This window comes from Candidatus Methylomirabilota bacterium (assembly GCA_035709005.1).
GTDB lineage: Bacteria > Methylomirabilota > Methylomirabilia > Rokubacteriales > CSP1-6 > 40CM-4-69-5.
This window is the reverse complement of the sequence record DASTFB010000076.1, coordinates 41,997-53,458: the sequence shown is the minus strand read 5'-3', so window position 1 is coordinate 53,458 and position 11,462 is coordinate 41,997. Positions and strand designations below refer to the sequence as shown.

The following is an 11,462-nucleotide window of genomic DNA, read 5'->3' as shown; positions in this document are numbered from 1 at the left end:
CTAGCGCCGGTACCGCGGCAGCGTCTTGAGCGGTCCGAAGAACACGGGCCGGGCCATGCGGCCGACGGGCACCTCGATGAGCACCGGGCGGTCCATCTGCACGGCGTCGGCCACCAGCCGGCCGACCTCGGTCGGCTCCTTGGCCCGGCGGCCCACGACGCCGTAGGCCTCGGCCAGGCGGACGAAATCGGGGTTGTGCAGGTCGGAGGCGAACTTTCCGCCCCAGTGCTCGTCGAGGTCCCGGCCGACGTTGCCCAGGGCGTTGTCGTTGAACACGACGGCGACCACGTTGATCTGCTGCTGGACCGCCGTCGCCATCTCCTGGCCGTTGTAGAGAAAGCCCCCGTCGCCGCAGATGGCCACCACGGGCTGGCGGGGGCAGGCCACCTTGGCCCCCAGCGCGGTCGGGTACTCGAAGCCGAGGTTGCCGGAGTACGACGACGTCAAATACGTCCGCGGCCGGTAGACCGGCCAGAACGGGCGTGAGAAGTAGCCGATCTGTGTCATGCCCGCGACGACGATGGCGTCCTCGGGCGTCCCGGCCCGCAGCGATTTCAAGATCGACGTGTTGGGCTCCTGCGTCATGTGCGAGGCGGTCTCGGCCCGGAGCGCTTCGCGCTCGGCCTTGCGCGTGGTGCGGGCCGCTCCTCCCGCGCGCAGTCGCTCGAGGAGCTGCTCGAGCGTGGCCCGGGCGTCGCCGACGAGCCCGACCGTCTTGGCGTGGTTGCGGCCGATCTCCGCGCCATCGACGTCGATCTGAATCAGCTGCTGCGCCGGTTGCAGCGCGGCCAGGGCCAGGCGGCTGCCCACGGCCAGCACGACATCGGCGGCGTCGAGATACGCGCGCAGCGGACTCTTCGGCCAGAGCCCGGCCCCCAGCGACAGATCGCTGGCGTCGCTGACGGCGCCTTTGCCCTCGGCGGTGGTGGCCACGCCGGCTTCCAGATAACCGGCCACGGCGGCCAACGCCTCGTGGGCGCCCGAGAGATGGATGCCGCCGCCCGCGTAGATCACGGGGCGCCGGGCGGCCAGCAGCAGCTCGGCGGCGCGGGCCACGTCGGCGGCCGGCGCGGCCGGGCGGGGCGGGTGGCCGGCAGCCACCAGCTCCACCTCGGCCTCGTCTTCCATCACGTCCCAGGGCATGTCGACGATCACCGGCCGCGGCCGGCCCGTGCGGAGCTGGCCGAAGGCCTCGTGCACCAGGCGGGGGGCGTCGGCGACCTGACGAATGCCCGCCCGCCACTTGCTGACGCCGGCCATGGCGTCGAGCTGGTTGTCCAGCTCGTGGAGCACCCCGATGTGCTTGCCGATCTGATGACGGGGGATCTCGCCCGCGATCATGAGCACCGGGGACGACGCCGAATACGCGGTGTTCAGCCCGGACGCCGCGTTCAGCAGCCCGGGCCCCGGCACCACCAGCGCCACGCCCACGCCGCCGCCCGCCCGGGCGTAGCCGTCGGCCATGAAGCTCGTGGCTCCTTCGTGACGGCAGGTGATGAATCGGAGCTCGGGCTCGTCGCGCAGGGCGGCGATGATGCCGTAGAGCTGCACCCCGGGCAGCCCGAACACCACCCGGGCGCCCTCCCGGACCAGCGTCTTGACGATCGCCTCGCCGCCGGTCATGTCACTTCCCCTTGATCTTCACGTAGCCGTTCCTCCGTGTCGCGGGTTTTCCGGCGGCTGGCAGCATGGAGCCGCAGGGTAGACAAGTCAAGCCGGATACTCACCAGCACGGCATTGCCACGAGAGACGCCGTGAGCGTGTCCCGCGAGCGCGTGCTGGCCCTGATCCTCGTCGGCCTCACCATCCTCACCTTCTATCTGTGCTACCTGTTGGTGCGACCGTTCCTGCCCGCCCTGGCCTTCGCCCTGGCGCTGGCCGTGATGACCCACCCGCTGCATCGGGCCATCAAGCGTCGCGTCCGCTGGCGCGACGGCGCGGCCGGCCTGGCCGTGGCCGCCGTCGGCCTGGGCGTGGTGACGCCGCTCATTCTGGTGGGCCGCACGCTGCTGGTCCAGCTGGGCACCGGGATCAAGCTCCTGCAGACGGAGCTGCAGAGCGGCCACTGGCGCGAGGTGCTCGGGCGCAGTCCCGCCCTGGCGAGCGTGATCGAGTGGCTCGAAAGCGAGGGAGCTCAGGGAGCGGCCGCCGAGAAGGCAGGCGAGACGTGTGGCGGCGCCGCACGGCCCACGGCCGCGTGGCCGAGACGCCCGTCGACTGATGCTCAGCCCTCGAAGAACGCGCGAAGCTCCGTGTACGTCTCCTCGGGAGCCTGCTCGGCGGGGTAGTGTCCGCACGGCAAGGCCACGCAGCGCACGAGGTCGCTCACGTAGGCCGCCCAGGCCTTCTCGTAGCCGAACAGCCGGGCGGTGTGGCTCTGGCCGCCGACCAGCACCAGCACCGGGCACGTGATCCGGTGCCCGGCCTCGAAGTCCTTGGTGTCGAGCTCGAAGTCGATGGTGGCCGCGGCGCGGTAGTCTTCGCACACGCCGTGGATGCTCTCGGCCGTGCAGCAGCGGATGTACTCGCGGAGCGCCTCCTCGGCGATCCCGCCCTTGCCCATGCCGTGGGAGCCGAGCTTGAGCCGGATGTAGTACTCCTCGTGCCCGGCCAGGAGCCGCTCGGGAAAGTCGTAGGGCTGGGCCAGGAAGGCCCAGTGGTAGGAGTTGAGCGCCCACTCGCGCGTCACGTGCGTCCACACGTGGTGGGTGGGCAGGATGTCGACGGCGGCGAGCTTGAGGATCCTGTCCGGATGGTCGAGGGCCATGCGGCACGCCGTGCGGGCGCCCCGATCGTGACCGGCCACCATGAACCGCGCGAAGCCGAGAGCCTCCATCACCTCGACCTGATCCAGCCCCATGCGGCGGAACGAGTAATTGGCATGGTCGGGCCGACCGCGCGGCTTGCCGCTGTCGCCGTAGCCTCGCAAGTCCGTCGCCACGACGGTGAACTCCTGGGCCAGCCGGGGCGCGATCAGACGCCAGTGGATGTGCGTGAGCGGATTGCCGTGGAGCAGGAGCAGGGCCGGCCCCGAACCGCCCACGACGCCGTGGATCGTGACCTCGGGATCGCTGGTCGGGATGTCGAAGCGGCGGAAGTCCTCGTACATGGCGGGCGTCATAGTAGCGTCATTGCCTCGAAAGCGCACGCCCCAGCGCCGCCCGCAGGCGCGCGGGAGACACCCGGCGCAGCACCACGGCGTCCCCACCGACGAACCCGGCCAGCGATCGCAGGGCCTCGGCCAGCCCGTCGAGCGCCTCGTCCGGGTCGAGGCCGGCGGGGAACCACGGCTCGAAGTGCACGTGACGAACCTCCAGGTGACGCTCGGCGCGGTGGGCCTTGGCGTCGACGCGCCCGATGAGCCGCCCCCGGTGGAGGATCGGTAGCGTGTAGTAACCGTGCACCCGCTGGTCGCCCGGAGTGTAGACCTCGATGCGGTAGTCGAAGTCGAAGAGGCGCCGGACGCGCTCGCGCGACCAGAGCAGTGAGTCGAAGGGCGAGAGCAGCGTCGTCCCGGCCGCGAGCGGACCGCCCGGCCGCGTGCGGGCCAGCGCCGGCAGGTCGCGCGTCAACGCGAACCAGCGGCCGGGCCGGCCCTCGACCACGACCTCCGTGACCTCGCCGCCGGCCAGCATGGCGCGCAGCACGGCCCGGCGCCCGCTCGGGCCGAACCGCGGGAACGTCAGATAGGCGGCCAGGTCACGCTCCGTCGCCGCGCCCATCGCGTGCAGCGAGCGCTCGAGATGCCAGCGCGCGAAGTCCTGCGCCGAGACCGGGGCGCAGCCCAGCACGGCAGGAAGGGCGCGCTCCAGGAGGTCGTAGCGCTTGTGGAAGTGCCGGCGGGAGTGGACGGTCAACGCGCCCGTCATCCACAGATAGTGCAGGGCGTGCTGCACCGGCTTCCACGACCACCACCCGCCTCCGCCGGACGGGCGGCGCCCGTCGAAGTCGGCGCTACCCATGGGGCCCTGGGCCGACACCTCCGCCTTCACCCGGGCCAGCACGCGCGGATTCCGGCGAAGGTAATCGGACCAGCCGGTGTGTCGCAGGCGGTAGTCGAGCATGGCGCGGCGCCACCACGGCAACATCGTCGTCGGCACCAGGCAGGCCGCGTGCGCCCAGTACTCGAAGAGCAGCCGACGCCGATACACGACGCCGTCGAGCCACGCGCGATCGTACGGGCCGAACCGGCTCCACACGGTCAGGTAGTGGGCCCGGTCGAGGACGTTGATGGAATCGAGCTGGAGCCCGCCCACGTCCTCGACGAAACGGCCCAGGCGGCGGGCCGTCAGCCGGGCCGCGCGTGGCCGGGCCAGGTGCTGGCGCTCGAGAAACAGGGCGGTGACGGCGCCCGGTGAAAGCAGCCGGTCGGCGGACTTCACCGGCCCCGGCACGAGCCCCCACCGGCCGCGAAAAGTGGCGTATAGTCGCGACCCCGGGCGCGGACGACGCCCGGGCTCGGGAGGAGATGCCCATGCGAGACGGTTTTCGCGCGTTCGACGCCGACACGCACGTCAACCCCGCCGCCGAAGTCCTGGAGCGGTACGTCGATACGAGCTTCCGGCCGCGCCTGGCCGAGCTGGCGCCCTATCGAATGCCGGGCAGCCCGATCGGCGGGACTCCGAACACCCACCAGTACCGGGTGGGCACGAAGTTCTTCCGGCGCGTCCTGGGCCAGGCGGGCCCGCACGAGACCTTTACCGGCCGCGGCACCACCTGGCGCGGCGCCCAGCAGCCCCGGCCGGGCGTGCAGGACGATCGGGCCGAAAACCGTATCAAGGACATGGACGACGAGGGCACCGACGTCCATTTCCTGGTCCCCACCCTCTGGCTCAGTGCCGTCGGCTTGCCCGACGTCGAGCTCGAGCTCGGGCTGATTCGGGCCTACCACCGCCATGCTGCCGAGTTCTGCGGTCAGTTTCCGGAGCGGCTCAAGACCGCGATCGTGGCCTCCACCCGCGCCGTCGACGAGGGCGTGCGCGAGATCCGCCGGTGGGGCACCTCGAAGTGGGCGGCCGCGGTCATGCCCCTGCTCGGCAAGGACATTCCCGTGGACCACCCGGACCTGGAGCCCATCTGGCAGGCCGCGGAGGAACACGACCTGGCCGTGGTGCACCACAGCTTGACCTGGGACGCCCCCTACTTCCCCGGCTACCAGGATCTCTGGGACAACATCTTCCTCGGGCGTCTGGCCTCCCATCCCTGGGGCGGCATGCGGTTCATGGCGGCCTTCATCGGAGGAGGCATCATGGACCGCTATCCGCGCCTGCGCATGGGCATCCTCGAATGCGGGTTCGGCTGGCTTCCCTTCTGGGCCAAGCGCATGGACGAGCAGGCCGTCTACGTCGGCGGCATCGCGCCGCTCAAGCACGCCCCCAGCGAGTACATCACGAGTGGGCGATTCTTCTGCAGCATCGAGCGGCACGAGGGTGAGGACATGTTCAACTACGTGACCAGCGTCCTGGGAGACGACATCCTCATGTACGGCTCCGATTTCCCGCATTCGGAATGCCAGTTCCCCAACTCCGTGGACAACATCCTGCGCTGGTCCAGCCTGAAGCCGGACACCAGGCGCAAGTTGCTCTGGGACAACGCGGCCCGATTCTACAAGCAGACCTGAGGGCCGCGCCCGCGGCGTATCGCCTCAGAGCTCGGCGACCTCGACGGCCTGGCCGCTGGCCGCGCTGCGGGCCACCGCGTCGGTGAACTCCATGTAGCGGACGCCGTCCTCGAAGGTCGTGTGGGTGACCTTCTCCCGGCCCCGGATGGCGTTGACGAACTCCTCCTCGACGCGCCAGCCGATTCGCTGGGCGGCCGGGATGGCGATCTCGCCCAGCGCCTTGTCCCCGCCCCGGCCGCCCGACAGCCGCCTGGCGTCGGGCTCGATCCGCAACGTGCCCTCGCTGCCGAAGATCCAGGCTTCAGCCGGGGGCGCCAGAGCGGTGAGGGCGCTGAAGCGCAGGTGGCCGACGGCGCCGGTCGTCAGGGTGATCAGGATATCCACGTGGTCGGGGACCTTCACCTCGTGCCAGGCGCCGGTCTCGTCCTTGCGGCGCGGCACGGCGATACGGGTCATGGCCATGACGCGACGGGCCGGACCGACCCAGCGCATCATCGCCTCGTACCAGATCCCCATGTTGAGGATGTTGTGGCCGCTGCGCCGGATGTCCTGCCGCCAGTGCAGCGACTCGCCCAGGTCGGCGAAGCGCGCCTGCTGGGTCGCCTGCACCTCGATGGCTTGCACCTCGCCCGCATAGCCCTCGGCCAGCAGCCGCTTGAGCGTCCCATCCAGCTCCAGCGTGTGGGGGGCGGGAACGAGCTGGGCGATCAGGTGCGGCGCCCGCCGGGAGGCCTCCAGCATCCGCCGCCCCTCGGCCGCGTTCATCGCCATCCGGGCTTCGCACAGCACGTGCTTGCCGGCGGCCAGCGCCGCCAGCGTGACCTCGCAGTGGATGTACGGCCAGGTGCCGATGCAGACGGCGTCGACGTCCCGGGCCTCCACGACCGCCCGCCAGTCGTCGTGCACGCGCGCGATGCCGAACTCCTTGGCCACCCGCTCGCCCGATTCCCGGGTGCGATTGGCCACGGCGATCACCTCCACGCCGGGCTGGGCCTGGAGCTTCGGGAGATGGTGACGCCGGCAGTTGGCTCCGGCGCCCACGAATCCCACGCGGATCGGCGTGTCGGTCATGTCGGCTTGCCTCCCGTGGCCTTCCAGCGATTCACCTTATCTTGAAGCCGCGGCAACCGCTGGGCGCCGTCGACGATGAACCGCTCGTGGGTGCCGCGGCCCGCCTCGTCGAGCTCGTCACGGACCTGCACGCGGAAGGCCAGCCGCCGCCGGTCGATCTCGGTGAGCTCGATGGTGATGGTGACGGTCATCCCGACCGGCGTCGCCGCGAGGTGTGCGACGTCGACCCGGGTGCCCACGGTCGCCTGGCCGGCCGCCAGGTAGGGCTGCACCGCCTCGATGGCCGTCTGCTCGATGAGCCGGATCATGTCCGGAGTGGACAGCACGCGAATCGGCTCGCCTCGCAGGTGCGCGGGCGTCATGTCGTCCGTGACCGTGACCGTGCGCACGTGCCTGAGCCCCACGGCCAGCTGCCGCGTCCTGGCGTCGCTCATGTCATCTTCCCGGCGGTCGCCGCCTCGAACACGCGCATGACGTTTCCTCCGAGGAGCCTGGTCAGCTCGCTCTCGCCGTACCCGCGGGCCAGCAGCGCGGCCGGCAGCGGCGCGAAGTCCCGGTAGGTCGGGATCACGGTGAACCTCGACAGGCCGGCCATGTCCGTGCCGATCCCGACGTGGTCGAGACCCACGAGGCGGCGCACGTGCTCGATGTCCGCCAGCATCTGGTCGAGCGAGCCCAGCCCGCCACGCGACAGCGGCCAGATGCCGATGACGCCGTCGCGGGCGGCAACGGCCTGCAGGAGGTCGTCGGCGAGATGCCGGGCGTAGGGCCGCAGGGCCGCCGGCCCCGTGTGGGAAACGATGATCGGCGCGCGCGAGGCGGCGAGGATGTCGCGCAGCGTCTGCGGCGCGGCGTGGGCGCCGTCCACCACGAGGCCGAGCCGGTTCATCTCGGCCAGCACGTCGTGGCCACGCGGGGTGAGGCCCCCGTGCTGCGCCGGCGCCGTCTGGATGTCGCCCAGCTCGTTGATGCGGTAGTGCATGAGCTGGATGGACCGCACGCCGAGCGCGTGGAACTCGCGCACGCGGGCCACCCGGCCCTCCAGCGCGTCGCCGCCTTCCAGGGCGAGCAGCGCGCCGGGCAACCCGGCGCGACGCGCCGTGGCCAGGTCGCCGGGCTCGAGCAGCAGCGTGAGCCGTCCTTCGTGCGCGCGCACTCGCACCCGCTCGGCCTGGCCGAGCGCCGAGCGATAGAGCTCACCCGGGCGCGGCTCCCGGTACGTGCGGATGCCGCCCGGCTCCCGGCGGATGACGGGCCCGTCCGTCACCACGCTGAAGAACGCGGCGTCGACACCGCCGCGCCGCATGTCGTCGAGGGCCGTCGTGGAGAGCTGACCCGTACGGGCGCGCGTGAAGCCGCCGGGGTGCGCGTGCAGATCGACGGTCGGAGAGCCGGTCACGACCGACGCCGCCTGCGCCATGAGGTCGCGCTCGCGCTGCGCCGACCCGGTGGCGGTGGGACCGGCGCACGCCGCCGCGACGGCGCCCAACAGCGACATTAGGAAGGCCCGTCTGGTGGCGTCGCTGGCCAGGCAACAACACGGCGCGGGCTCGGTCATGGCCAGCCGAGGGTACCACGTCGACGACATCCTGGCCGCCCTGCCCGACTGAGCCGGGCGTCAGCGCGCGCCGCCGGCCTGCATCGCCCCCCACACCCGTTCCGATCGTAGCGGCATGTCCAGGTGCTTCACGCCCAGCGGCCGCAGCGCGTCGACCACGGCGTTGACGACGGCGGGCGTCGAGCCGATGGTCGCGGCCTCGCCGATGCCCTTGGCGCCCATGGGGTTGTGGGGCGTGGGCGTCACGGTCTCGGCGGTGACGAACGAGGGCAGATTGTCGGCGCGGGGGACCGCGTAGTCCATCAGCGTGCCGGTGAGGAGCTGGCCGTCCTGGCCGTAGACGACTTCCTCCAGCAAGGCCTGGGCGATGCCCTGAGCCAGCCCCCCGTGCACCTGACCGCGCACCAGCACCGGGCTCACCCGGACGCCGCAGTCGTCCACCGAGATGAAATCACGCACGCTCACGTCGCCCGTCTCGCGCTCGACCTCCACGACCGCTACGTGGGCGCCGAAGGGATAGACGAGCTGGGGCGGCCGGAAGAAGTCGGTCGCCTCCAGCCCCGACTCGGTGTCGGGCGGCAGGTCCCCGCCGTAGGCCTTGGCGGCGATCTCGGCCAGCGTGAGCGCCCGGCCCGGCGCGCCGCGCACCTGGTAACGCCCGGTTTCCAGGATGATGTCCTCCGGGGCCGCCTCCAGCATGATGGCCGCGAGGCGGCGGGCCTTGCCCTGCACGGCGGTGGCGGCGCGCAGGATGGCCGAGCCGCCGACGGCCAGGCTGCGGCTGCCCCCCGTGCCGTTGCCCATGGGCGTGTTGAGCGTGTCGCCGTGGCGCACCACGATCCGGTTGAAGTCCACGCCGAGATGGTCGGCGATGATCTGGGCGAACGTGGTCTCGTGACCCTGCCCGTGGGCCGACGTGCCCGTGTAGGCGGTGACGTCCCCCCCCGGCTCCACCCGCACCACCGCGCTCTCGAACGGCCCGAAGCCGCACATCTCCACGTAGCAGGCCATGCCGATGCCCAGCAGCGTGCCGTCGCCGCGCTCCAGGCGCTGCTTCTGCTCGTCGCGCAGGACCTTGACGCGAGCCAGCTCCAGCGCCTTGGTCAGGGCCCGGTCGTACTCGCCGCTGTCGTAGTTCTGGCCGGTAGGCGCGGCATAGGGAAACGCCGACGGCGGAATGAAGTTCTTCCGGCGCACCGCCTCGGGGGCCAGGTTGAGGTCGACGGCAATGATGTCCACGAAGCGCTCGAGGTAGTAGGCCGCCTCGGGTCGGCCGGCGCCCCGGTAGGCGGCCACCGAGGTGCTGTTGGTGAAGACGCAGGTCGCCTTGAGGTCGATGTGCTTGATCTGGTAGACGCCGATGCCCATGAACAGCGTGAGCTCGGGGATGAAGGTGAAGATCGGATAGGCGCCCACGTCGGCCGTCACCCGCATACGAAGCGCGGTGATGGTGCCGTCGGGCTCCACCGCGGCCTCCAGGTCGGTGACCTGGGCCCGGCCGTGGGTCGTGGCGCTCATGTGCTCGTGCCGCGTCTCCGTCCAGCGCACGGCAATGCGATGTCGGTGCGCGATGGCGGCCAGGGTGGCCGTCTCGGGGTAGAGCCCGAACTTCACCCCGAAGCCGCCCCCGACCTCGGGCGCGATCACCCGCACCATGTTCTGGCTGAGTCCCAGGGCGGTCGCGAGGTCGTTGCGGAGGCTGTGCGGCGCCTGGTTGGTCTCCCACACCACGATGCCGCCGGTCAGGGGATCGGGCGCGGCCAGGGCCGCGCGCGGCTCCAGCGTGATCCCGGCCAGGCGCTGGCTGACCATCCGCTGCTTGATCACGCGGTGGGCGCGCGCGAAGGCGGCTTCGGGATCGCCGGCCCGCACCTCCTTGCTGTGCTCGACGTTGCCGGGGGCGTCGTCGAACAGCTGTGGGGCGCCGGGCGCCATCGCGTCGAAGGGATTGGCCACGGCGGGCAGCGGATGCCAGTCGACTTCCACCGCCGCCGCCGCGTCGACGGCGATCGCTTCCGAGACGGCGACGACGGCCGCCACAGCCTCGCCCACGTGGCGCACCACCTCGGTCGAGAGGGGAAAGTGCTTGCGCCCCACGTTGTCGGGATTGGCGCTGCCCCCGCCCTCGCTGCTGCTACCGCCGAGCGGCAGGGCGGCGCAGTGGCCGCGCAGATCGCGACCGGTGAGCACCAGCCGCACCCCCGGCAGCCGGGCCGCCGCCGAGGTGTCGATGCTCCGGATGCGGGCATGGGCGTAAGGGCTGCGAACGAACGCCACGTAATGCAGACCGGGCACGCCGATGTCCGCGACATACGCGGAGGTGCCGGTGATCAGCCGGGGATCTTCCTTGCGCTTGACCTCGGCGCCGACCAGGGCCATGGGGACCTTCCTTTCACCTTTTCGCGCATCATAGACCGCCCGCCGGCTGCTGGCCACCGACCGTGGTAGAGTCCCCGCCCGTGGCGCTCGATCTCCTCGTCGGGCCGCTCTCCACGGAACCGCTGCCGGGCCCGGCGGGCGAGACGGCGCCGCGTCCGACGCTCCGGTTCAAGGTCGACACCTTCGCCTTCCGGAACGACAGCCGCATCCACGACCGGGGCAAGCCCGATCTCTACGCGAGCTGGTGCTTCGTGCTGGCCCGCGCCGTCACGCAGTTCCTGAAATTCGCGCGCTTCGAGCCCGCCGCACCCCGCCGGGAGCCGGGTGCCTATACCGCCCTGGTGCAGCGGGTCGTCGCTCATCGCGTCTGGCGCGAGCCACTACGCCCGGCGGCCCGCGTCGTGATCCCGGGGTTCGCCTCGCTGTACGAGCTGTCCCGCCATGAGGAGCCGGCAGTCAAGGCCGGGCTGGGCCGGCGCCTGTGGACGCTGGTACATCCGACCACCTGGCGCATCGTCTACCCCGCGCGCCGGTCGGCGCAGTTCCGGGTGGCCGTCAGCATCGTGCAGGAGCTCAGAGCCGGCCGCCCCCTGCAGCTGCTGATCTCCGACTTTCCGAGACTGCGCCTGAACCACTCGGTGCTGGCCTATGACTACCGGATTGCCGACGCCGACACGCTGGAGTTCCTGGTGTACGATCCCAACGATCCCACGGCGCCCGGGGTCGTGAGCTTCGACCGCGGCACGGCGCGCTTCCGGCCCGCCCGCTTGCCGGGCGTGGACGTGCCCGCCTTCCGGGTATTCCGGATGTTCCGCTCGCTGCTATTCTAGCGGC

11 protein-coding genes are annotated in these 11,462 nt (G+C 71.5%); 4 read left to right on the top strand and 7 right to left on the bottom strand.

All coding sequences use genetic code 11. From position 1 onward, the window contains the following. Window positions 1-1,623 carry a thiamine pyrophosphate-dependent enzyme gene (locus tag VFR64_13040; GenBank protein ID HET9490666.1) on the bottom strand — a complete coding sequence of 541 codons (1,623 nt, stop codon included), beginning with the start codon at window positions 1,621-1,623 and terminating at the stop codon, window positions 1-3. Between the two features lie 131 nt (window positions 1,624-1,754). On the opposite strand from VFR64_13040, the gene VFR64_13035 reads away from it, so the two are divergent. Then, window positions 1,755-2,288: a hypothetical protein gene (locus VFR64_13035; protein HET9490665.1), complete on the top strand. Its 534-nt coding sequence runs from the start codon at window positions 1,755-1,757 to the stop codon at window positions 2,286-2,288. Here the strand turns inward: VFR64_13035 and VFR64_13030 are convergent. Both VFR64_13030 and VFR64_13025 read right to left on the bottom strand, forming a co-directional pair. Beyond that, on the bottom strand, window positions 2,225-3,121 hold the full coding sequence (locus tag VFR64_13030) for an alpha/beta hydrolase (GenBank protein HET9490664.1): 897 nt from the start codon (window positions 3,119-3,121) through the stop codon (window positions 2,225-2,227). The genes VFR64_13035 and VFR64_13030 overlap by 64 nt on opposite strands. A gap of 7 nt (window positions 3,122-3,128) precedes the next feature. Further along, window positions 3,129-4,382 (bottom strand): crosslink repair DNA glycosylase YcaQ family protein, encoded by a 1,254-nt coding sequence (locus tag VFR64_13025; protein ID HET9490663.1) that lies wholly within the window; start codon window positions 4,380-4,382, stop codon window positions 3,129-3,131. 92 nt (window positions 4,383-4,474) lie between these two features. On the opposite strand from VFR64_13025, the gene VFR64_13020 reads away from it, so the two are divergent. Continuing rightward, a complete protein-coding gene (locus VFR64_13020) occupies window positions 4,475-5,620 on the top strand; it encodes an amidohydrolase family protein (protein HET9490662.1) in 1,146 nt (381 codons plus the stop codon). Window positions 5,621-5,644: 24 nt separating this feature from the next. Here the strand turns inward: VFR64_13020 and VFR64_13015 are convergent, their stop codons facing one another. The 3 genes from VFR64_13015 to VFR64_13005 are packed head-to-tail and all read right to left on the bottom strand — an operon-like array spanning window position 5,645 to window position 8,090. After that, window positions 5,645-6,691, bottom strand: a complete 1,047-nt coding sequence (locus tag VFR64_13015; protein HET9490661.1) for a Gfo/Idh/MocA family oxidoreductase — start codon at window positions 6,689-6,691, stop codon at window positions 5,645-5,647. Further along, window positions 6,688-7,125, bottom strand: a complete 438-nt coding sequence (locus VFR64_13010) for a thioesterase family protein (GenBank protein ID HET9490660.1) — start codon at window positions 7,123-7,125, stop codon at window positions 6,688-6,690. The genes VFR64_13015 and VFR64_13010 overlap by 4 nt, the downstream gene beginning before the upstream one ends. Continuing rightward, on the bottom strand, window positions 7,122-8,090 hold the full coding sequence (locus tag VFR64_13005; GenBank protein ID HET9490659.1) for a membrane dipeptidase: 969 nt from the start codon (window positions 8,088-8,090) through the stop codon (window positions 7,122-7,124). Before VFR64_13005 ends, VFR64_13010 begins: the two co-directional genes overlap by 4 nt. Window positions 8,091-8,109: 19 nt before the next feature. Here VFR64_13005 and VFR64_13000 point away from each other — a divergent pair, with 19 nt between their 5' ends. Then, window positions 8,110-8,301, top strand: a complete 192-nt coding sequence (locus VFR64_13000) for a hypothetical protein (protein HET9490658.1) — start codon at window positions 8,110-8,112, stop codon at window positions 8,299-8,301. Window positions 8,302-8,309: 8 nt separating this feature from the next. Here the strand turns inward: VFR64_13000 and VFR64_12995 are convergent, their stop codons facing one another. Beyond that, a complete protein-coding gene (locus VFR64_12995) occupies window positions 8,310-10,628 on the bottom strand; it encodes a molybdopterin cofactor-binding domain-containing protein (GenBank protein HET9490657.1) in 2,319 nt (772 codons plus the stop codon). A gap of 80 nt (window positions 10,629-10,708) precedes the next feature. Between VFR64_12995 and VFR64_12990 the strand changes: the two genes are divergently transcribed. Continuing rightward, a complete protein-coding gene (locus VFR64_12990; protein HET9490656.1) occupies window positions 10,709-11,458 on the top strand; it encodes a hypothetical protein in 750 nt (249 codons plus the stop codon). The last annotated feature ends 4 nt before the right edge of the window (window positions 11,459-11,462 follow it).